Origin of the sequence: Allolucifera butyrica, assembly GCF_900476375.1 — a bacterium.
GTDB classification, from domain to species: Bacteria; Bacillota; Negativicutes; order Sporomusales; family UPPP01; genus Lucifera; species Lucifera butyrica.
Window position 1 is genome coordinate 33218 of the sequence record NZ_UPPP01000052.1, and the last position, 22661, is coordinate 55878.

Annotated in this window: 19 protein-coding genes and 1 other annotated feature; of the genes, 7 read left to right on the forward strand and 12 right to left on the reverse strand. The window is 49.8% G+C overall.

Annotated elements, in window-relative coordinates; translation table 11 throughout:
• Position 1 precedes the first annotated feature (1 nt).
• The 3 genes from glgD (LUCIF_RS01130) to glgB are packed head-to-tail and all read right to left on the reverse strand — an operon-like array spanning position 2 to position 4224.
• A complete protein-coding gene (gene glgD / locus LUCIF_RS01130) occupies positions 2–1120 on the reverse strand; it encodes a glucose-1-phosphate adenylyltransferase subunit GlgD (protein ID WP_122626037.1) in 1119 nt (372 codons plus the stop codon).
• A 21-nt stretch (positions 1121–1141) separates the two neighbouring features.
• Positions 1142–2311: a glucose-1-phosphate adenylyltransferase gene (locus tag LUCIF_RS01135; protein WP_122626038.1), complete on the reverse strand. Its 1170-nt coding sequence runs from the start codon at positions 2309–2311 to the stop codon at positions 1142–1144.
• 17 nt (positions 2312–2328) lie between these two features.
• Positions 2329–4224, reverse strand: a complete 1896-nt coding sequence (gene glgB, locus LUCIF_RS01140) for a 1,4-alpha-glucan branching protein GlgB (protein ID WP_122626113.1) — start codon at positions 4222–4224, stop codon at positions 2329–2331.
• Between the two features lie 267 nt (positions 4225–4491).
• Between glgB and LUCIF_RS01145 the strand changes: the two genes are divergently transcribed.
• From LUCIF_RS01145 to LUCIF_RS01165, 5 genes are all read left to right on the forward strand, one after another.
• Positions 4492–5667 carry a homocysteine biosynthesis protein gene (locus tag LUCIF_RS01145; RefSeq protein ID WP_122626039.1) on the forward strand — a complete coding sequence of 392 codons (1176 nt, stop codon included), beginning with the start codon at positions 4492–4494 and terminating at the stop codon, positions 5665–5667.
• Positions 5664–6071, forward strand: coding sequence for a 4Fe-4S binding protein (locus tag LUCIF_RS01150; RefSeq protein WP_122626040.1), 408 nt, complete (start codon positions 5664–5666; stop codon positions 6069–6071). The genes LUCIF_RS01145 and LUCIF_RS01150 overlap by 4 nt, the downstream gene beginning before the upstream one ends.
• Positions 6068–6817, forward strand: a complete 750-nt coding sequence (locus LUCIF_RS01155; RefSeq protein WP_122626041.1) for a UPF0280 family protein — start codon at positions 6068–6070, stop codon at positions 6815–6817. Before LUCIF_RS01150 ends, LUCIF_RS01155 begins: the two co-directional genes overlap by 4 nt.
• A gap of 197 nt (positions 6818–7014) precedes the next feature.
• Positions 7015–7647 carry a class I SAM-dependent methyltransferase gene (locus LUCIF_RS01160; RefSeq protein WP_122626042.1) on the forward strand — a complete coding sequence of 211 codons (633 nt, stop codon included), beginning with the start codon at positions 7015–7017 and terminating at the stop codon, positions 7645–7647.
• 149 nt (positions 7648–7796) lie between these two features.
• Positions 7797–8357: a ferritin-like domain-containing protein gene (locus LUCIF_RS01165; RefSeq protein ID WP_122626043.1), complete on the forward strand. Its 561-nt coding sequence runs from the start codon at positions 7797–7799 to the stop codon at positions 8355–8357.
• A gap of 102 nt (positions 8358–8459) precedes the next feature.
• On the opposite strand, the gene LUCIF_RS01170 is transcribed toward LUCIF_RS01165, so the two are convergent.
• From LUCIF_RS01170 to ilvA, 3 genes are all read right to left on the reverse strand, one after another.
• Positions 8460–9134: a superoxide dismutase gene (locus tag LUCIF_RS01170; RefSeq protein ID WP_207856796.1), complete on the reverse strand. Its 675-nt coding sequence runs from the start codon at positions 9132–9134 to the stop codon at positions 8460–8462.
• A gap of 280 nt (positions 9135–9414) precedes the next feature.
• Positions 9415–9657: a hypothetical protein gene (locus LUCIF_RS01175; RefSeq protein WP_122626044.1), complete on the reverse strand. Its 243-nt coding sequence runs from the start codon at positions 9655–9657 to the stop codon at positions 9415–9417.
• Positions 9658–9826: 169 nt separating this feature from the next.
• Positions 9827–10828, reverse strand: a complete 1002-nt coding sequence (ilvA, locus tag LUCIF_RS01180) for a threonine ammonia-lyase (RefSeq protein ID WP_122626045.1) — start codon at positions 10826–10828, stop codon at positions 9827–9829.
• Positions 10829–10869: 41 nt separating this feature from the next.
• Positions 10870–11132: a binding site (T-box leader), on the reverse strand.
• A gap of 262 nt (positions 11133–11394) precedes the next feature.
• Between ilvA and LUCIF_RS01185 the strand changes: the two genes are divergently transcribed.
• Entirely contained in the window at positions 11395–12972 is a 1578-nt protein-coding gene (locus tag LUCIF_RS01185; RefSeq protein WP_122626046.1) for a sigma-54 interaction domain-containing protein, read from the forward strand.
• A 30-nt stretch (positions 12973–13002) separates the two neighbouring features.
• Here LUCIF_RS01185 and LUCIF_RS01190 read toward each other — a convergent pair whose 3' ends face one another.
• The 3 genes from LUCIF_RS01190 to LUCIF_RS01200 all read right to left on the reverse strand — a co-directional run bounded on the left by LUCIF_RS01190 (position 13003) and on the right by LUCIF_RS01200 (position 14764).
• Positions 13003–13689 (reverse strand): Crp/Fnr family transcriptional regulator, encoded by a 687-nt coding sequence (locus tag LUCIF_RS01190; protein WP_122626047.1) that lies wholly within the window; start codon positions 13687–13689, stop codon positions 13003–13005.
• A gap of 57 nt (positions 13690–13746) precedes the next feature.
• Positions 13747–14310: an N-acetylmuramoyl-L-alanine amidase family protein gene (locus LUCIF_RS01195; RefSeq protein WP_122626048.1), complete on the reverse strand. Its 564-nt coding sequence runs from the start codon at positions 14308–14310 to the stop codon at positions 13747–13749.
• A gap of 181 nt (positions 14311–14491) precedes the next feature.
• Entirely contained in the window at positions 14492–14764 is a 273-nt protein-coding gene (locus LUCIF_RS01200; RefSeq protein WP_122626049.1) for an XRE family transcriptional regulator, read from the reverse strand.
• Between the two features lie 209 nt (positions 14765–14973).
• On the opposite strand from LUCIF_RS01200, the gene LUCIF_RS01205 reads away from it, so the two are divergent.
• Positions 14974–15375, forward strand: a complete 402-nt coding sequence (locus LUCIF_RS01205) for a helix-turn-helix domain-containing protein (protein ID WP_165865835.1) — start codon at positions 14974–14976, stop codon at positions 15373–15375.
• Positions 15376–15493: 118 nt separating this feature from the next.
• On the opposite strand, the gene LUCIF_RS01210 is transcribed toward LUCIF_RS01205, so the two are convergent.
• The 3 genes from LUCIF_RS01210 to glgD (LUCIF_RS01220) are packed head-to-tail and all read right to left on the reverse strand — an operon-like array spanning position 15494 to position 22658.
• Positions 15494–18961 carry a bifunctional glycogen debranching protein GlgX/4-alpha-glucanotransferase gene (locus LUCIF_RS01210; RefSeq protein WP_122626051.1) on the reverse strand — a complete coding sequence of 1156 codons (3468 nt, stop codon included), beginning with the start codon at positions 18959–18961 and terminating at the stop codon, positions 15494–15496.
• Between the two features lie 55 nt (positions 18962–19016).
• On the reverse strand, positions 19017–21518 hold the full coding sequence (locus LUCIF_RS01215; protein WP_122626052.1) for a glycogen/starch/alpha-glucan phosphorylase: 2502 nt from the start codon (positions 21516–21518) through the stop codon (positions 19017–19019).
• Between the two features lie 33 nt (positions 21519–21551).
• Positions 21552–22658: a glucose-1-phosphate adenylyltransferase subunit GlgD gene (gene glgD / locus LUCIF_RS01220; protein ID WP_122626053.1), complete on the reverse strand. Its 1107-nt coding sequence runs from the start codon at positions 22656–22658 to the stop codon at positions 21552–21554.
• Positions 22659–22661: the final 3 nt, after the last annotated feature.

Genomic DNA, 22661 nt, shown 5'->3' on the forward strand with positions numbered 1-22661 from the left:
CTTAGATCACTGTTCCTTTCGCAATCACAAAGGGATAACTTTTTTCGCCTTTCAGATTTTTCCCGCCGGTGATATGAACGTCTTTGTCGCAAATAACATTTTCCACCACGGCGTTTTCGCAGATCTCACTCTTCTGCATGATAATACAATCTTTTATATAGGCTCCCCTATGTACCTTAACGCCGCGGAAGAGAATACTGTTTTCCACCTGACCTTCAATAATACAACTACTGGCCACCAGGGAATTGACCACCCGGGAGCTTTCCTTATATTGAGTCGGCGCTCCATCCTTGACTTTGGTATAGATGATACCGGAACGGAGAAACAAATCCCGCCACACTTCGGGAGCCAAAAGATTCATACTGTGCCGGTAGTAGTCCTGGGTAGAATGAATCCTCGCCAAATATCCCTGGAAAGCATACCCGTAAATTTTCAGGCGGCCGATATTTCTCATAATTCCATCCTGCACCATACTGTGTTCTCCCCGGGAAGCGCAAGACTCAATGAGCTCGATCAGCAGGTCTCTCTGCATTAGATACATCTCCAGGCACGACTTGGTTTGCCGGGAAGTGGCCGGATTGATCTGCATGTCCGTTACCCGGCCGGTACCATCCGTTTTGATGACATTACACAGCCGGCAATCCTCCTCCGGTGATTCCCATTCTTTATACACCAGCGTAATGTCGGCATCTTGCTGCTGATGAAACGCAAGCACTCGATTAAAGTCAATATTACAAACCATGGCGGTGCCGGTAACCAATACATATTTTTGCCGGCTGTTGCGAATATAATCCAGATTGCTGTAAAAATTGCCCATTTCCCCTTTAACCGACTGCATGGCCAGCGAGTTTTGAAACGGCGGCAAAATGTAAAGGCCTTCCCATTTACGGTCAAGATCCCACTCTTTACCCGACCGCAAATGGTCCATAAGCGCCCGGTATTTATCCTGTACCAGAATCCCCACATTGCGGATGCCGGCGTTCACCATATTAGACAGGGCAAAATCGATCAGGCGGTACCTGCCGGCGAACGGCATAGCGGCCAGCGGCCGGTGCAGGGTTAGTTTTTCCATATACATTTCATTTTCATTGAGATTGATAATTCCCATTACATCTTTCATCGACCATTCCCCCCTTCTCTTTTACAGCGAACCGGCTTCCCGCTCAATCACCGTATTGCGGGCAAGCAGCCGGTTGTCCCCGACTACCGCTACCTTAGCATTACTGCGGCATCCGACCCGGCAACCCTCCTCCAACACCGTTTTACGGCCGATAATGGCCTTTTCCACTACGGCGCCGGGCCCGACGCGCACCCCGGCCATAATGACCGAATCCTTTACACTGGCTGTAGCATCAATATACACATTAGGAAACAGTACGGAGTGGTCCACTTCACCGAACACCTGGCAGCCTTCGCCGATGAGTGAACTTACCACTTTGGCCTCTTTGCCGATATAGTGCGGCGGCTGCGTGGGATTCACGGAATAAATGCGCCATGTTTGGTCCGCCAGGTCCAGTTCCGGCTCATCTTTTAAAAGGTCCATATTAGCTTGCCAAAGACTCTCAATCAGGCCAACATCCTTCCAATAGCCTTTAAAGGGATAGGCATACAGGGAAAGTCCGGCCTGCAGCATTTTGGGAATGATGTTCTTGCCGAAATCCTTACTGGACTCCGGGTCTTGCTCATCCTCTATGAGAAACTGCCGCAACCGGTCCCAGTTAAAAATATAGATACCCATAGAAGCCAAATTGCTCTTGGCTTGTTTTGGTTTTTCCTCAAACGTTTCAATCCGGTTTCCCTCGCCGGTATTCATAATGCCAAAATGGCTGGTGTCCTTCCAGGGCACTTCAATCACGGCGATGGTAGTGTCGGCCTGCTTTTCCTTATGATAATCCAGCATAATGGAATAATCCATCTTATAAATGTGGTCGCCGGACAAAACAAGTACGTATTCCGGCCGGAACTGATCAATAAAATTCATATTCTGATAAATAGCGTTGGCTGTACCGGTATACCATTGCCCGCCTTTTTCCTTAACGAACGGCGGCAGAACAAAAACACCGCCGTTTTTCCGGTCCAGGTCCCACGAACTGCCGATACCAATGTAAGTATGTAAATACAATGGCTGATACTGTGTCAATACGCCAACCGTGTCCAGACCGGAATTGTAGCAGTTGCTGAGCGTAAAATCAATAATCCGGTATTTGCCGCCAAAGGGAACTGCCGGTTTGGCAATATTTTTGGTCAGTACCCCCAGCCGGCTGCCTTGTCCGCCTGCCAAAATCATCGCAATGCATTCTTTCTTAAGCATGAAACCACCTCCCGTATTTAATCTGATTCTTCCTGCAGCCGTTGCCAGTAAATCGTCGCCAGCGGTGGAATGCGAAGAACTAAAGAATAGGCCTGATTCTGCCAGGGTATGGGTTCGGCGGTAAATACGCCCTCGTTTTTCTGTCCGGAACCGCCGTACTCTTCCCGGTCGCTGTTAAAAACTTCCCGATACCGGCCCGGCCCCGGTACACCAATGCGGTATCCTTCATGCACCGCCGGCGTGAAATTGGCCAGAATAATCACCGTATCCGCAGCCGCCCGTCCCCGGCGCATAAAGGTTACAATGCTGTGCAAATAATCGTTGCAATCGATCCACTCAAAACCTTGCCAATTGGTATCCTCCTGCCAAAAAGCCCTGGCTGAAAGGTAAAAGTGATTCAGTTCCTTCACATAATGATGCAGTTTGCGGTGCATGTCATACTCAAGCAAGTGCCAGTCCAGGCTGTCATACTCCTTCCATTCAATGAACTGCCCGAACTCGCCTCCCATAAACAGGAGCTTTTTGCCCGGATGCGCCATCATATAACCGTAAAAAGAGCGCAGGCCGGCAAACTTTTGCCAGTAGTCACCGGGCATTTTGTTAAGAAGGGAACGCTTGCCGTGCACCACTTCATCATGGGACAACGGCAGAATAAAATTTTCCGAGAAAGCATACATCAAAGAAAATGTCAGTAACTGGTGCTCCCACTTGCGATGAATGGAATCCATCTCCATATACCGCAGCATATCATTCATCCAGCCCATATTCCATTTATAATTGAAGCCGAGTCCGCCAAGATAGGCAGGGCGGCTGACCAGCGGCCAGGCCGTCGATTCTTCGGCGATCATCAGCACCTGGGGATGCTGCTTGAATACGGTCTCGTTCAATTTCCGGAGAAATTGAATGGCCTCCAGATTTTCCCGGCCGCCATACTGATTGGGAAGCCATTCCCCGCCTTCTTTGCCGTAATCAAGATATAACATGTTGGCTACGGCGTCCACCCGGAGACCGTCCACATGATAGACATCGAGCCAAAACATGGCGTTGGAAATCAGAAAACTCAACACTTCCGGCTTGCCGAAATCAAAGTTGGCAGTTCCCCAGCCCGGATTTTCACTGCGGGCCGACCAGCCGCATTCGTAAAGAGGCGTACCGTCAAACATTCTCAGCCCATGATCGTCTTTGCAAAAATGTCCCGGAACCCAGTCGAGAATAACGCCAATCCCGTATTGATGACAGGTATCCACCAGAAACATGAAATCTTCCGGTGTCCCATAACGGCTGGTGGCGGCAAAAAAGCCCGTAACCTGATAGCCCCAGGATGCATCCAGCGGATGCTCCATTACCGGTAAAAGCTCAATATGGGTATAGCCCATGCCGGCCGCATACTTTGCTAATTCTTCGGCCGTTTCCCGATATGAAAGGAACGTCCCCTGCCCGGTGTGTCTCCACGATCCGAGATGCACCTCATAGATGAGCATAGGACGTTCATAACTCGATTCCTTCTGTTTTTGGGCTGTCCAAAACTGATCATGCCAAACATATTTCTCCAGGCTGGCGACCCGCGAAGCCGTACCCGGCCGGCATTCGGCACTAAAGGCGAACGGGTCGGCCTTTAAGAACACTTGACCTTCCGGGGTATGAATTTCGAATTTATATAATTCCCCTTCCTGTACGCCCGGAACAAACAACAACCAGATTCCCGACTCAGCCACCCGACTCATACCGTGGTCTTGTCCCCGCCAGCCGTTAAAATCGCCGGTTACATAAACAGCCTGGGCATGTGGCGCCCAAACGGAAAATTGCACTCCCGGCGTTCCCTCCGCTTCCGTCAAATGAGCGCCTAACATTTTGTAGCTGTAATAATGGCTTCCCTCATGAAACAGGTAGGTATCAAAGGCGCTAATCGTCATATGCATGTCCTCCTGTCCTGCTTGGATCACATTGATTTTTGTTTTGAAAATTCGGTAACAAAAAGGAAAATCCTGCATAACTACCGATAAATTCAGCGTAATTATTTCGTATCCACCTTACTAATCCGAAAAACAGAAAACTTTGATTTCGGCCGGGAAAAATTTATTCTTCCTCCGGAAAGGATGTCGTTTTCTTTTGTCGAAGTGATAGGAAATTATTTACACTCTCTATTCATTTTTTAGTTGAACGGAAAAGGGGGCTTTGCCATGAGTGTCACCAAAACGTATGAAGAGATTAATGCCAAAATCAGGCAGGGAAAAGCCGTTGTCGTAACTGCCGAGGAAATTATTCCCATGGTGGAGGAGATGGGGCCGGAAAAAGCGGCCCAAACGGTGGACGTCGTCACCACCGGCACCTTCGGCCCCATGTGTTCGTCCGGTGTCTTTCTTAACCTGGGTCACAGCGACCCGCCGATTCGCATCAAGAAACTATGGCTTAACGATGTGCCGGCTTATGCCGGGATCGCGGCCGTAGACGCTTACCTCGGCGCTACCGAAGAGGCGGAGCATTGCGGGGAGCGCCTGTATGGCGGCGCTCATGTCATTGAAGAACTGCTTATGGGAAAAGCCGTCCGGATGAAGGCAATCGGCACCGGCACGGATTGTTATCCCTGCAAAGAAATAGAAGGCTTCATTACCCTCAACGACATCAATGAAGCGGTGATGATGAATCCCCGCAACGCTTATCAGAATTACGCCGCCGCCGTCAATTCCACCGACCGGCCTCTATATACCTACATGGGCATCCTGTTGCCCCGGCTGGGTAATATCACTTACTCCACCGCCGGTGCGCTCAGTCCGCTGCTGAATGATCCCGAATACCGGACTATCGGCGTCGGCACCCGGATTTTCCTCGGCGGGGCGGCCGGCTACGTAGCCTGGCACGGCACCCAGCATAATCCCAACCGGGACCGCAGTGAAAACGGCGTGCCCGTTGGCCCTGCCGGTACGTTAAGTGTCATTGGCAATCTAAAAGAGATGAGTCCGGAATATATTAAAGCCGCTGTTTACGAACGGTACGGTGTCAGCATGTTTGTCGGCATAGGCCTCCCCATTCCCGTCCTGGATGCGGACATGGCGGCCAGACTGGCCGTAAAAGACGAGGACATCCATACATGGTTAATTGACTACGGCGTACCCGCCCGCAACCGCCCGGCCCTGGCCAAAGTCAGTTACGCCCAGTTGAAGTCAGGCTATATTGAATTAAACGGACGCAAAGTTCCTACCGCTCCACTCTCCAGCCTTAAAACGGCCCGTAAAATTGCCACCCTATTAAAAGAACGGATTCAGCAGGGCCGTTTTTTCTTGCAGGAGCCGGCCGAACCGCTGCCGCGCCATACCCAGGGAGTTCATCCTATGAATGTAAGGGGGTCCGTCGAATGAAACGGCGTTTCACCATTAAATTCCGGTCCGAAGCGGCAACCAAGCCGCTTACCTATCACTTGATTAAAGATTATAACCTGAAAGTTAATATTTTACGGGCCCTGATTAACGAAGGCCAGGAGGGCATGCTGCTTATGGAAGTGGATGCCGATCCGGCCGACCTGGAAAAAGGTCTGGCTTTCATGCAGGCGGAAGGAATTACCATTATTCCCGTCGGACAGCAGGTGAAACTGGACAAAGAACGATGCATCCATTGCGGAGCATGTACCGCCGTCTGTTTTTCCGGCGCCCTGCAACTGGACCGGACGGCCTGGGAAGTCACCATGGACTCGGATAAATGCGTCATGTGCGGTCTGTGTGTCTCGGCTTGCCCGCTTAAAATCATCACGGTAGAATTCAAATGACCTTCCAGCCGCGTACTTACCGCCGCTTGATGAAGACCAAAGGACTGACGTCTTTTGCCGTGACTTATAAGGAAACCGACCTTTGGCTTAGTCTGGACAATGAAGCGGATTCCCCCCAACTGGCGCTGGAAATTTTCTACTGGCTAAAAGAATGGCGGCAAGCACTGGAAGCCTATATTGCGGAAAATCCGGCTTTTCTGACTAGCCTCGAACCTCTTCCCCCGGACCCGGAAGCCCCGGAGCTCGCGCAAAAAATGCTGGAAGCCGCGGTTTCCGCCGGTGTCGGTCCCATGGCCGCCGTCGCCGGCGCTTTTGCCCAGGCAGTCGGCGAGCGGCTGCTGCAAACCAAAAAGGTAACGGAAGTGCTGGTTGAGAATGGCGGCGATATCTATCTGAATGCCAACCGGGAATTGACGGTGGGCATCTACGCCGGCGCCTCTCCCTTGTCGCAGAAAGTCGGCCTGAAACTTCATCCCGCCGGGCATCCGCTGGGAGTCTGCACCTCCGCCGGAACGGTAGGTCCCTCGCTCAGTCTGGGCAACGCCGATGCGGTGGTTATACTATCCTCTTCCCCGGTTTACGCCGACGCCTATGCTACCACCCTCGGCAATCTGGTCGGGACTCCGGCGGACATCCCCCGGGCTTTGGAACTGGCCCCCACCCTACCCCAGCTGACCGGCGCCGTTATCATCGCCGGGGATCAACTAGGGGCCTGGGGCGATGTCCATTTGGTGCCACTGCAATGAGAAAGACCGCACCAGCGGTCTTTCGGCTCATAGCGCAGGGCTCAAGGGCGCGGAAAACCCGTCTGAAAATCACTTTGGGCGGCCGCCCAGGCAGGAGAATCGTCTTGTCATAAGCGGAGGTTAAGTGGCAACGGCTATCTATGTAGTCCTTAAAACTTATACTTCAAGTAATTTGAAACCGGGGATAAGGAGGTTTTATGGATAAAACGGAAACAACCGTCAAGGCATACAATGCCTGCGCGGCTGATTTTACAGCCAAATTCATGGATTTAGCATTATATAAAGATAGTCTGAATCATTTTATTAACTTAGTGCCCGCGGGAGCAAAGATATTGGACGCGGGTTGCGGCCCCGGCAATATTGCCCGTTTATTGCTGGAAAAACAGAAAGGCTTTCGCGTATCGGGCTTTGATCTGTCACCGGAAATGGTTAAACTGGCGATAAACAATGTTCCCGGCGCTTCCTTTCAGATTGGCGATATACGAAATCTCTCCTCCTGGGAACCCGGTTACGACGCGATCATTGCCGCATTTTCCATCGTGCATCTGTCCAATGACGAGACGTTGCAGTTCATCAGGAATGTCTCCTGCCTGTTAAAAGCAGAAGGTCTTTTCTATTTAAGCTGCATTCAGGGGGACCATGCCGGTTACGCAACCACCAGCTTCAGCCGGAAAGAAATTTATTTCAACCGTTTTTCCCGGAATTTTATTCTTACGGCCTTAACCGGCCACAATTTCAATATCGTAAATACCTTTAGCCAGGCTTACCCGGAGCCGGATGGAACAACCTCAACGGAGCTCTTCTTTTATGCCCGCAAAATGCCGTTATAACCTAATTTGCTTCTTTCTTCCTGGCTTTTTCCTCCAAACAGCCAAGCTCCGCCCAAGCGGAGCTTTTTCTCGCTTCTAGGGGGAATATTCCCCGGCCGGCAACAGTACATATTAATAAAGATTAAATAAGGGAAGCAGGTTGAAAACATATGGTAACCAGACACCAAAAGGAAAGCCATCACCAGCCAAATTGGTGTTCCGCCCCTGAGCCATATCCCGTGCCCAGGGCGGAACGACCGAATCTATATTATGCAATGCTGCTGCTGGAAGACTATACCGGCGTTATCAGCGAGTTTACTGCTGCAACTCAATATTTTCATCATTCCCTCCGCTTTCAGGAAGGTTATGATGATTTAGCAGAGTTACTGGAGTGCATTTCCATTACCGAAATGCTGCACATGCAGTTGCTGGGAGAAACCATCCAACTGCTTGGTTCAGACCCCAAGTTTCGAACAATTACGGAAAATCGCCCCGATTACTGGCAGGCTACTTATGTCTATTACGGAGAAGGTCTTTATGACCGGCTGTCGGCCGATATCGCCGCCGAGATATCGGCGATAAAGCAATACCGCCACCATCAGCAGATCATAAATGATTGTCATGTTAAAGAATTACTTGGCAGAATCATTCTTGACGAAGAATGCCATTTACAATTATTCCGGGAAGCAGCTAAGAAATATTGCGGCCAAACAGAAGAGGAATCTCCATAAGAAAGACCGCCCTAAGAGCTTAGGGCGGTCTTTCGGCTCGTGGCGCAGGGCTCAGCGCGCGGAGCAACACACTACCTGGTCAGGTAGTGTGTTTGTATTCTTTTATTCCGGGTCCCAGTCTGTCAGTACCAGGGGAAGGTTCCCCTGCATTGCTAAAATCAGCCGATTTTCAACCTCAAACCAGTTTATTAAATTAAGCCAGCATTTAACGTATTTTTCCCGTTCGTTTTGATAATCAAGATAATAGGCATGTTCCCATACATCTAAAACAAGTATGGGAATCACTCCCCACTGCGTAAGGTTCTGATGCTTTTCGGCGGTTAAAATTTCCAGGCGGTTCCAGGCCGGATTCCAGGCGAGAATGCCCCAGCCGGATGCCTCTACTTTGGTAGTGGCCGTAACAAATTGTTCGAGAAACGCGCTGAAACAGCCAAAGTATTTATTGATTTCCTCCATAGTGCAACGGCCCGGTTCGCCGCCGCATCCTTCCGGCGCCATGACCGTCCAGTAAATGCTATGCAAAATATGGCCTGAGCCGTTAAAAGCCAGTTCATTTTCCCAATACTTAACCAATGTAAAGTTATTCTGCCGTCTTGCTTCCACCAGGGCTGATTCCGCCTTGTTCAACCCTTCTACATAAGCTTTATGATGACGGTCGTGATGAAGTCTCAGTGTAGTGGCACTAATAATCGGTTCCAAGGCATCATACGGGTAAGGCAATGGCGGCAGTTTATGTTTACCCGCCGGAATATAACAGTCTAACGTTTGGATTGGCAATTTTTTAACCTCCCTGCTTATTGTCTTTGGTTTAGTATATTTCGGCAATAAAAGGAAGGTGACAAAAAGAGTTTACGCAATAGAAAACGGCCCAAGGCACAGGGCTCAGGGCGCGGAACAACCCGCCCGAAAGGCAATCTTCTACTAACACAGTCGTTTTTCTGCAGACTGGTTCCATTAAAAAAGGACTGTCTCAATACTAAAATTGAGGCAGCCCCCTCGAATCATTGCACAGGGCTCAGGACGCAGGATAAACCCTGGATTTCTAATTTTCGCTGCGTTAACCGTCTTGCTGCCTTTTAGCAAGGTCGCTTGGCGCCAGCGGCGGCGGTGGTGTTTCTTCAAGTGTTTCCCTGGAATTGGCAATTGCGTTGAGTCCTTCCATAGCAGCCTCTCTAAAGGAATGTTCATTAGCCATTTCCTTAGAAACAATCGACCGGTTGATTTCTTTACGAGACGCCGCATTATCCCCGGCACTCATGCAATATTCCGACGTATACGATTCAATACGGGTTTTATCCAACCCTATCACCTCCTCAAAAATAGTGTTTCCATTCGTCACAATCGTTCATCAGGAATATGCTACCAAAAAAAGACCGCTTAGAGCGGTCTTTTTTCTGGTAATTGGTAATTGATAATTGGGAAAAAACAGGGAACGGAAAAACGCGGGAAAGATACGCAGCCGGTGCTCCTTATAGGCTGGAAACCTGGGGATAGTTATTCTCAATAAGACGTGACAGCAATAAGGGATCAATATTACCGCCGCTGACAACGACGGCCACCTTCTGTACGGGAAGACGTACTTTTCCGGCCAGCAATCCGGCTACACCGGCTACACCGGCCCCTTCGGTAATCATCTTACCCCGTTCGAGCATAAACAAAATTCCTTGCGTAATTTCTTCCTCATCGACCAGGACGAGATCGTCCACATACTTCTCCACATACCGGTACGTTAACTCGCCCGGGCTTTTTACGGCAATTCCGTCGGCAATAGTCTGGACGGAAGGCAGGCAGCAGCGGCAACCTTCTTCCAGGGAACGAACCATCGACGGCGCTCCTGCTGCCTGTACACCGATGACCTTCACCTTGGGATTGTGCTCCTTCACAGCCACCGCCAGTCCGCTCAAAAGCCCGCCCCCGCCAACCGGCGCAATCACCGCCTCGACATCAAACATTTGAGACATAATTTCAATGGCAATCGTACCCTGACCGGCAATGACCGCCTGATCATCAAAGGCATGAATAAACGTCCGCCCCTCCTGCCGCTGCAGTTCGCAAGCATATTGGTAAGCTTCGTCATAATTACGCCCTTTTAAATGCACAGTCGCTCCATAGGCCTGCGTGGCCCGCACTTTGGCCACCGGAGCCTTCTCGGGCATAACCACCGTCGCCGTTACGCCGCAGGCACGCGCGGCCAGCGCCACCCCCTGGGCGTGATTGCCCGCCGATGCGGTAATAATGCCGCAAGCCGCTTCCGCCGGTGTCAGACTGTATATTTTATTGGCTGCGCCCCGGACCTTGAAAGAACCGGTTTTTTGCATATTTTCCAGCTTCAAATGAATTTCTCTGCCGGTAATTTCGCTTAACGTCCGGGAAGGCTGTAACGGTGTCTGGTGCACAAACGGCGCAATTCGCCGGCTGGCCTCTTTAATATTTTCCAGGGTTACTTCCGGACTGTTGCCAGACGTGCTCATAAACTACCTCCTTGTAGCAAAAAATATAAAACCTCCGCCCCACAAGGGACGGAGGTTAATCCGCGATACCACCCTACTTACTGCGGCTAAGCCGCAGTCACTCATAAAGTACGGAGCAAAAAGCTCGATACCCCAGCACAATAACGGGTGCTGTTACCCTCCGGAGAGGTCCCGGCAAGACTTACTATCATTCAGCCTGCAACTCACAGATGATTTTTGGTCATAAAGGCTATTACTGGCTCACACCGGCCCCAGCTCGCTGAAATACCCTGGTTATGCCTACTCTTCTGCTCATCGTCTTTTCATTTCAATATGATGTTGTATACAGTATAAAGAATAAACCCCCAAATGTCAATCCATTTTCTTTCATCAATTTCTCTCACCACGTCCTTTTGTCCACCCCAAAAATCATCATAATCTTTTGGGCCCGCCCCAGTTCCTCCGGCAAGTTGTAATTTACCCCTCCGGTCCCGTCTCCGGGGAAGGACTGCTCCTGCGGACAGAGAATATACTAAATTATAACAACCTGCTTATTATCGAACCCGAAGGAGGCCGCAAATAACATTATGTTTCCTTTTGAAGCCTTTCCCGACGGGGTTGATGTCACTGGCAGCAATCACACTTCTCCTCTCCAGCACCCTTCCTTGCCACAACCGAAAAACCGACATCATTTCCCGGATATTCCCCTTGATATAAAAGAGCTCCTGGACGCTTTGCTCACAATGACAAGCGACGGTGTATGCCTGTTGGATTCTCAGGGCTATATTGTTTATGGCAATCCCATTTTTGAAAAAATGACCGGTCTGTCCATTGATTTGTCTGAATCATCTGAATACCAATTTTCTTCGCTCTCCCCCGATCCAATTCTCCGGACGGCACTCACATCCCGTCAACCGGCGAACGGCTTTCTTTTCATACAGGGTCAGGAGCAGCCGGCTGCCGTAAGGCCCTTAACCGCCAGCCAACAATTTAACGGAGCCATATTACTGCTGCAGGCCCATCAGGAATGGATGGCACTGCACGACAAGCTCCGGTTAACTGCTAAAAAAAATGAATACCTGGAAAGAAAACTGCAGCAGAATAAAAATTTGAGCTGGGTTGCCGCCCAATACGGCAGTGAATCTTCCGAACAACGGACCCTCCGGCTGTTAAAAATCACACCGGCCTTTGAAAAATTTATCGGTGTTCACCCTACCGTGCTGGAGGCCCTTTCGCTGGCTGCCAAAGCCGCCAGGGTTCCCTCCACCGTCCTGATTCGCGGCAAAAGCGGCACCGGCAAAGAACTGGTTGCGGAAGGCATCCACAACTCCAGTCCCCGCGCTCAGGGACCCTTTATTAAGGTCAATTGCGCCGCCATTCCCGCCGGTTTATTGGAAAGTGAATTATTTGGTCACGAAAAAGGGGCTTTTACCGGTGCCTATAAAAAAAAGCTGGGGAAATTTGAACTGGCCGACCAAGGGACAATCCTGCTTGATGAGATTGGCGAAATGGATATCAATAATCAGACAAAACTGCTGCGGGTCCTGCAAAGCAACTCGTTTGAACGGGTAGGCGGCGAACAAACGTTGTCGGTCAACGTGCGCGTCATCGCGGCGACCAACCGGGATATGGAAAAAATGGTGGAGGACGGCACCTTTCGGGAGGACTTATATTATCGTCTTAACGTCATCCCCATTTGTCTCCCTTCTCTAAAAGACCGGTGTGAAGATATTCCCATTCTTGCGGATTATTTTTTGAAGAAATTCAACGCTGAATTCGGCCGTGACCTCAAGGGAATTGAAAAAACAGTTATCAACGCCATGACAGCCTATAGTTGGCCCGGTAACGTACGGGAACTGAAAAACATTATGGAACGCATGGTCGTTCTGACAGACGGTCCGGTCATCCGTCTGGCCGATTTACCCCCTGTTGTGCGGGAAAAGCCGATAGCCGCCGTCAACGAGGAACTGCCCGCCGGCTCATGGGAACAAGGAAAAATTTTTCCCCTGGAGGATTATGAAAAGGTTATTATCAAAGCCGCCTTAGAGCAGCATAAGAGTTATACCGCGGCGGCTAAGGCGCTGGGAATCACTCATAAGACGGTAGCCGCCAAAGCGCAAAAATACGGACTTGGCGATTGGCTCAATAAATGGATAAACAAATAGTTTACCGCATAGTTTTTGGCCTTGCCCAGATCAGGAAAGCAGCGCAACTAACGCTTTCTCATCTAGTATAATGATGGTATGGCCGTTAAAATCAATCATCTTATCCTTTTTTAGTGCGCTTAGCGTCCTGGTCACCGTTTCCCGGGTAGTACCTACCAGGCTAGCCAGCTCTTGCCGGGAGAGTTTAAGGGCAACGGCAATTTTATCCCCCTGTTGCTGCCCTTGTTCCCGGCCCAACCGGAGTATTACTTCCGCCGTTCGGGCGGTGACATCATGCAGGGCCAGATTGGTAATCTTATGCTGCGCATACAAAAGACGCTGATTAATCGCTTTAATCAGCTGCATCACTAGCTGGTTATTACTAGAAGCCAGCTGCTCCATATCCGAATTCCGAATGATGCCAATGAGAGAGTCCTCCAGCGTCACGGCGGTAGCCGGATAAGGCTGTTGGTTAAATAGTACGACACCGGCAAAAATATCGCCCGGACCTAAAATATGAATAATGTGTTCGCGTCCGTCATCCGAGATCTTAACGATTTTAACCTTGCCGCTTTTAATATAATGAAACCCCTCCCCGGTATCGCCTTCCATAAAAATAACCATTCCCTTGCGGTATATCCGCTCGATGGCATGTTTATGAACCTGGGCAAGCTGTTCATCGGACAAAGCCGCAAACACCGGTATTGACTTTAGTGATTGCCAATCTACTATACTCATATTTTAATATTACCCTGGAATTGGCTTGATTGTCGATACCCCGGCAAAAGAATCTATCTAACCGTTGAAAAAATAGTGCCGCTTACGGCGCATCCTGTATTTTTCAACTCCCTCGGCCATTGCCCGGGCCGCCTGCTGTTGTCTTTCACTGTCGGTTAAAAGCGCCCGCTCGGCCGGATTGGAAAGAAAGCCAACCGAAATGAGCACCACCGGGCAGCGGACAGCCGTCAATACGGACAGCTCTTTTTCCCGGATGCCGCAATTCGTTGTCCCCAATGCCGCAACCAGGCACTCCTGTATCGCATCGGCCAACTGCCGGCTCTCCGGACTGCCGGCGGGATAATAGCTTGTTGTCCCGCTCACTTCTTCCGAGACCGCAACATTGGTGTGAATGCTGACCAAAGCATCGACCCGGTTGGCATTAGCCAATTCCACCCGGACTTGCGGCGTAATGCCGGGTACATTGCCCGAACGGGTCAATAGTGTTTCATAGCCTCTTTCATACAGCTCTTTACAAAGATATTTGGCAATCGAAATGACCACATCGCATTCCCGCACCCCGCCGGCACATTTTCCCGGGTCGGTGTAACCGTCATGGCCCGGGTCTACAACGATTTTCATATTTTAACACCTTCCAATAACAAGACTGGTTTTTTCGCCGGTCTTGTTTTACTCTAACCGCCCCCTTGCCATACCGTTGGTCTGTTGTAGCAAGAGGAAACCAGGGAAAAAATAATATGCATTGAGCCACTCCCGTTAGTACGTTATAATAAAATTAGTCAAACTGTTAGCCGGTGCTCTGTCAGGCCGCATGGTACGGCCAAATTTCTTTTGCTTTTTTACCAATTACCCTGGCGATTTCGCGCTGAATACGCCCGGAAGTGGTTATGCCGTAAATCACCTGGGTGATTGCTCCGTCGGTAACTTTCAAACGTCTGGCGATCCGTCGCTGGCTCTCTCCGGCCAGAATAATCGCAGCCTTAATTTGTCGCGGCGTCATGCTTTCCGCTCCTTTCCCGGTTGAACCGGCATTTTCCTGCTGCCGCTTTTTGGTAATCCCGTTTTTTACCGCCAAAACTAAACTTTTTTAGCAGTTCTTTTATTACCTTTATTATAAGTCACTCATAAGTAGCCAGTCAAGCTAAAAAGCCACCCATCAGTGACTAAATTTCTTTACTATCCATAAACCCGCATTTCACACTCTGAACTTATGGCAACCATATCTTTCTCAATTTATTGTGAATGACAGAGGACTGCGAAAAGTGGGACAAAAGGAGAACCATTATGATATTAGACTATAAAAAAACCGGCAAACGTCTGCGCCATGCCAGAGGGAACCTGACACAGGCAGTCTTTGCCAAGAGCCTTGGGGTCTCGGCTTCCTACGTCAAGAAAACGGAACTTGGCGGTAAACCAAGCCTGGAATACCTCGCCAATATTGCCGTATCCTATCAGGTTTCCCTGGATTGGCTGCTCCTTGACGACGGATTTCAGCCGGCTGCGGCTTTTTCTTTGGCGGAAGCTGCCGCCGACTATCGTACCGCTATAGCCGACTCCGAGTTAAAAGACATGATTACAGTGCTGTCCGCTTTAATGAGCAGTCCGGATCCGGACCTGCGCGCCTGGGCTAAAATTCAGTTTCGTCATGCCTTTCAAGCCTATACGGAAACAGGGAAAGACCGCTAACGTTCTTTCGGTTTATGGCGTAGGCCTCAGGGCGCGAGAAAATCGCTTGATTTCGGCTCAATATAAAAGGACTGCCTCCTATGTTATGGGAAGCAGTCCTTTTTGCGTTTTTTTCTTTTTACCGTTGGTATTGCTTGGTAAGTTCCGCCAATTTAGCAGCCAGCTCTCGGGGCAAAGCCTTGGCCGCAAACCGCCACCGCCAGTTGGAGCCGACCGTTCCCGGAAAATTCATCCGGGCCTCAGTATCCAGGCTCAGTATATCCTGCAACGGAATGACCACCTGGGCGGCACGGGAAGAGAAAGCAAATGCAATAAACCGCCAGTTGATTTCCGCGTCGTTCATGGCGGGACTAATACCGAGACATTCGTTAATCCGCCGCATATTGTCCGGATCAGCCAGCATTCCCTTTCTATACCAGCCCAGAGTCGTATCATTATCGTGGGTCCCGGTATAAACCACCACATTGCGCTGGTAATAGCGGGGCAGATACTGGCTCTTTGCTCCGCCGGGAAGGGCAAAATGAAGGACTTTCATTCCCGGAAAACCAAATTGGTTTTTAAGATCCCGCACACCGGGAGTAATAATGCCCAAATCCTCGGCAATCACCGGCATTTTTCCCAGGTGTTTTTCCATGGTCAGGAAAAACTGCGCTCCGGGACCTTCCACCCAGCGTCCGTTCACCGCCGTCCGTTCCCCCGCCGGAATTTCCCAGTACGCTTCGAAACCACGGAAATGGTCAATACGGATGCGGTCGACCATCTGTAAAAGGGCTCTAAACCGGTCCCGCCACCAATGGTAGTCGTCCCGGGCCATTTCGTTCCATTTATAGTGGGGGTTACCCCATAACTGGCCGGTCTCGCTGAAGTAGTCCGGCGGCACACCGGCCACTTTAACCGGATTGCCGCACGGATCCAGCTCGAACAAATGCTGGTTACTCCACACATCGCTGCTGTCGTGCGCCACAAAAATGGGTAAATCACCGATGATATGAATCCCGCGCCTGTTGGCATAGGCCTTCAATTCCTGCCATTGCCGGAAAAACTCATACTGTAAAAAGTAATGATATTCCACTTCGTCCGCCAATAAATCACGGTAATAGTCCATGGCGTCCTGCCGCCGCAGGCGAATGGCTTCGGGCCATTCATTCCAGGGCCGGAATTCAAAATGTTCCCTCAGGGCCATAAATAAAGCGTAATCGGCCAGCCAGTATTTATTTTCCGTAACAAAGGCCGTATAGGCCGCCGGCCGTTCGCGGTCATAAAAAACCTCATAGGCCTGTAAAAACAGGTTCTCCTTATAAGGCTTAACCAAATCAAAATCGACGTTCTCGTCCGGAAACTGATGCGGCTGTGCGTCTTGCACCGCCTTTTCGCTAAGAAGCCCCTCCTCAATCAGCCGGTCCGGTGAAATCAACAGGGGATTGCCGGCAAAAGCAGACAAACACTGATAAGGAGATTCGCCAAACCCTACCGGATTAAGCGGTAGAATTTGCCATAATTTTTGTTCCGCCGCCGCTAAAAAATCCACAAAACGGTAGGCTTCCGGCCCGAAGTCGCCAATTCCGTGAGCCGAAGGCAGGGAGGTCGGGTGTAATAAAATACCGCTTTCGCCCGGTTCCCGCGGTTTGTTTATCTCCTGCAGCAACACCATTCCTGTCGCAGGTGCCAGCGTAACGGTCAGTTTTCCGTCTTCGGCAATCACTTCCCGCTGTCCGTTTAGCGCATCATATAAAGTTTCGCCGCACCAGGCGCCGATATCTACCGTGACCGTTCTGGCCTCAACAGCATTGCGGTTTAAGAGGACAATAGCGGTGTTATTTTCCTTAGCCCGGCCAAATACATCCCGCCCGTTGTCGATGAGACGCAGATATACATATACATCCCCCTCCGCCAATAGGGGCAACCATTGTCCCGTCTTGAATACATCGTACTGATTACGCAAGGCAATGATTTGTTTATACCAGGCCAGCAATTCCTGATTTTCCCTGCCCCAGGGATAGGGCCCGCGGTTATAGGGATCGCTGTACCCTTCCAACCCGGCCTCGTCACCATAATAGATGCAGGGAATACCGGGGAAAGTCATTTGCCAGAGCGCCAAAAGCTTTAGCCGTTTAACGGCCCGGTCTTTTTGCTCCGGTGACAGCCGGTATCTGCGCTGCTGCCCTTTCGTAAGTGTATTTTCCAAAGGAGCGTCTCCCAGCAGCGTCAGTACCCTTGGCACATCATGACTGCCAATTAGATTCATCAGCGCATAAAAATGCTGCAGCGGATAATTTTCATACAGGCTCATAAGGGCCCGGTTGGTATCACGGGCGTCTTTATTACCCCACATAAAATTGAGTAATATCATCCGGAAAGGATAATTCATTACCGAATCCAGTTCCCGGCCCCATAAATATTCGCGCAAAACACCATAACTGGTCTTATGGGAGGCATCTTCCCAGACTTCGCCGATTAAAACGGCTTCCGGATCCGACTCTTTTAATACTTTATAAAATTCCTTAACAAACTCGTCGGGCAATTCGTCGACAACATCGAGCCGCCACCCTTTGGCTCCCAATTTCAACCAGGTTTTCAGCACACTATCCTGGTTATGAATAATAAAGTCCCGGTAGGAAGGTTCCATTTCCTCCACATTGGGCAGTGTGTCAATTCCCCACCAGCTTTCATAGCGGTGCGGAAACTGTTCAAACCGGTACCATTTGTGATAGGGCGACTTTTGTGACTGGTAAGCGCCAAGGCTGTCATAGGTGCCATATTTGTTGAAATAAATACTGTCACTGCCGGTATGGCTGAATACTCCGTCTAAAATAACGGCGATGCCGGCTTCCCTGGCTTTTTCACACAAGAGCCGGAATGTTTCACTGTCGCCAAACATCGGGTCAATCCGCAGATAATTGCCGGTATCGTATTTATGATTACTGGGAGCTTCAAAAACCGGGTTGAGATACAGCACATTGATTCCCAGCTTTTTAAGATAGGGCAGCTTGGCAATAATGCCGGCCAGGTTGCCGCCGAAGAAGTCAAAAGACAAGATTTCCCCTGTGTCCCGGTCCTGTACATACACCGGCACATCATTCCAGCTGGCATGCAAAAGACTTCCCGGGCGGGGGTTAAGAATCTTGCCGTCTTCCTGTCCGTTATAAAACCGGTCGACAAAAATCTGATACATCACACTTTCTTTAAACCAGTGCGGCGTTGTCATATCCGTTTCATAAACACTGATTTGATAAGGTGGCGGCGGCGTATCGCTGCTGTCGCCTACGCCGCCCCACCGCTCCTGATTATTGCCGTAAAAGTGGGTTTTGCCATACTGTTGGACGATGAAATAATACCACATCGGTCCCGGTTCGCCCGGCGCTGTAATTTCACTCCGGTATAGGGAACTTGCACCTTGCCCGCTCCACTGCATGGGAATGGTCTCCTCGCCCCGAGAATTGGTCCATAAACGGAGCCACACATTGGAAACAGGCTCACGGGACTGAACTTTTAAATTCAAAGTTACTTTTTGATTACAAGAAACAGCCCCAAAGGGGCTGCGATACAACAAAGAATGCGAATCATGAAAAACCCAATCGCGATTCACGGAAACCACCATCCTATTGTTATACGTTCGCCCGGAGGTTTATTGTTATACCCTGTCAGTGTTGAACATAAGGCATTTCCGGGTACCGGCCGGCGACAAACAGGCTTTCCGGTGAAAAAACCGGCAAAGCTTCGCCGATTATGTTCGGTTTAACATTCCAGATTTCCAGAGCATACTCGGAAAAAGTACGATCACTGGAAAACAGTCCGGAGGAAGCGACATTATGCACACACATGCTGAACCATTTCGCTTTATCGCGATATTTTTCCTGCACCTGCTTCTGAGCATCTACATAAGAAGCAAAATCACGCAAGACAAAAAATTCATCATAATGCCGGAAGGCTTCATAGAAGTTACGGAATTCCTCCCGGACAACCGGAAAAAAACCATTGACCAATTGTTCAAGCACGGTTTTGACCCTGACATCATTATGAATTACTTCCCAGGAACTATAACCGCCATGACGGTAAAAGTTTATCACTTCCCGGGCATTAAGGCCAAAAATAATAATATTCTCGTCGCCGACGGCCTTGCTGATCTCGATATTGCCGCCATCTAAAGTGCCGATGGTTACCGCGCCGTTCAACATAAATTTCATATTGCCCGTACCGCATGCTTCTTTGCTGGCGGTGGGGATTTGTTCACTTACGTCAGCTGCCGGGATCAATAGTTCGGCAAAAGATACATTATAATTTTCGGCAAAAACAACTTTGATTTTATCCCGGATATCCGGGTCGCGATTAACAACCTCGGCTAAGGTATTAATCAGTTTAATAGTCTTTTTGGCGTCATAATAACCGGGAGCGGCTTTACCGCCGAAAATAAACGTGCGGGGCGTCACATCAAGGTTGGGATTTTCTTTTAACCGGTTATATAAATGCATAATATGCAGCACATTCAGCGTTTGTCTCTTATAAGCGTGAATCCGTTTTATTTGGATATCGAAAATTGAATGCGGATCAATTTTTACCACATAGTTATCCTGCAGCCACTTGGCCAGTTTTTCCTTATTTTTCTGCTTAATTGCGGCAAACTGCTCCTGGAAGGAAGGGTCCTCGGCGAATTTATGCAAATTTTCCAGTTCCGAAGGACAATGTACCCATGTATGGCCGATTGTCGACGTTACCAGACGGGCCAGGTCCGGATTGGCCAGCAACAGCCAGCGGCGATGGGTAATTCCATTGGTTTTATTATTAAATTTGTGAGGAGAAAAGTCATAAAATTTATGCATCGTCTCTTTCTCTAGAATTTTGGTGTGTAATTCCGCCACTCCGTTGACGCTGTGGCTGCCGGCAATGGCTAAATGCGCCATGTGCACAAAACCGTCCGCCGTTATGGCCACATCCCGGATGCGCTGCCATTCGCCCGGATATTGATCCCACATGCAGGCGCAGAACCGCTCATTAATTTCGTGTACCAAAATAAAGATACGGGGCAGTAACTTTTTAAACATGTCGATCGGCCATTTTTCCAGTGCTTCCGGCAGAACGGTGTGGTTGGTATAAGACATTGTGCGGGTGGTAATTTGCCAGGCCTCTTCCCAGAACAATCCTTCTTCATCGATCAACAGCCGCATCAATTCAGGAATCACCAGCGCCGGGTGGGTGTCGTTGATATGAATGGCCACTTTTTCCGCCAGATTATGCACCGAGCCGAATTTCCGCTTATGACGGTTGACAATGCTTTGCACGCCGGCAGAGGCAAAAAAGTATTCCTGTTTGAGCCGCAGAATCTGACCGGCTTCGAAATTATCATTAGGATATAAAACACGGGAAATGGCCGCGACGGAATTCTTATAATCCGTTGCCTTCAGATATTCTCCCCGGTTAAAGGCGTTAAAATCAAAATCACTGCGCGCCGGTTCGGCTTTCCACAGCCGCAGCGTGTTAACCGTATGGTTTTTAAAACCGATCATCGGCATGTCATAGGGCACGGCTTTCACAGCATCATAGTCTTCCAGACGATATACCGTTTTTCCGTCTTGATTCTCCGTACAGACTTTACCGCCGAATTTAACTTCCACGGTCCGGTCATCCCGCCGGACTTCCCAGGGGTTGCCGTGCTTGAGCCAGTCATCGGGCAGTTCCACCTGATAGCCGTCAATAATTTTTTGTTCGAACAGCCCATAATCGTAGCGGATGCCGCAGCCATGCCCCGGCAAATGCAACGAGGCCATAGAGTCCAGATAACATGCCGCCAGACGGCCTAAACCGCCGTTACCGAGACCGGCGTCCGGTTCTTCTCCCTGCAGAGCTGCAAAATTGATTCCCAGTTCGGCCAGCGCTTCTTCACACAGGTCTTTTATTCCCATATTGAGCAGGTTGGACCCCAGCATCCGGCCCAGCAAAAATTCAATACAAAAGTAATATATTTGTTTATCGCCATTTTCTGTGTACTCCTGATTCGTCTTAAGCCATTGCCGGTTAATATGCTCCATAAGCAAACTGGCCAAGGCCTGGTACTTTTCCAGATTCGTCGCCTCCAACAAGTCTTTGCCGCATAGGGTCATGAGCTTTTCGGCAAAAGAGGCCTTGAATTTTTCTTTATTGGTAAACATGGGCGCCCACCTCCAACACTGATTTTGTCTTATTCATATCGTGCAGCCTTTGGCAATCACCAGTGGTGCTTTCTCCGTACCCCGCACCTTTTTCCCCGCCGTTACCGACACATCTTTGTCGCATATGGCGAACTCCACGGCGGCGTTCTCGGCAATATCTCCTTTTTGCATGATAATGCTGTTTTTAACGCAGGCCCCTTTACGAACCCGGACTCCCCGGAATAAAATGCTGTTTTCCACTTGCCCTTCAATAATACAGCCATTGGCGATTAAAGCGTTTTTAACGGAGGCCGTTTCCCGGTATTTGACCGGCGCCTCGTCTTTAATTTTGGTATAAATAAGTCCGGAGCGGTAAAACAATTCCTGCCAGATTTCCGGCTGCAGGAGGCCCATGTTCTGCCGGTAATAACTGCTCAGCGAGCGGATTCGCGCCGTATACCCGTTATGAGGATAGGCAAAAATCTTTAATCGTTCCCGGTTTTTGAGAATCACATCACAGCCAAAATCACTGTAACCCTTAGTCCTGCCTTCTTGAATCAGGTCGGCAAATAAATCCTTTTGTAAAATATACATCTCCAGGGAAGACCCTTGCAGACCGCCGGCAACGCTGGTCTCATCTCCAGCCAGCAAGCGGCCGTTCTGGCCGATATTAATTTTTATACCCGGTGCATCGGGGTGATTGCCCGGCGCCGATGTATACAGCAGCGTCACCTCCGCCTGTTTACTCCGGTGAAAAGCGAAGGGTTCGCGGTAATTGACATTACAAATGGTATCGCCGGCAGTGATAAGGACATACTTCTGCCGGCTTTTACGAATATAATCCAGGTGGTACTGGAAGTTATGGAGATCCCCACAGGCAGTTGGAACCGCTTCAGGCGGCGGTAAAATAAACAAACCGTCCCGCTTGCGAGCCAGGTCCCATTCCTTGCCGGAACGCAAATGGTCCAACAGGGACCGGCATTTCTGTTCCACCATAATTCCCACATTCCGAATTCCCGAATTAACCATACTTGACAATACAAAATCAATCAGCCGGTACCGGCCGCCAAAAGGAACGGCGGCCAGCGGCCGGTGCTGGGTAATCGCCGCCAGATTCGTGGGAGGTTCATACAAATTAATCAAACCCAAAACATCATCCATAGC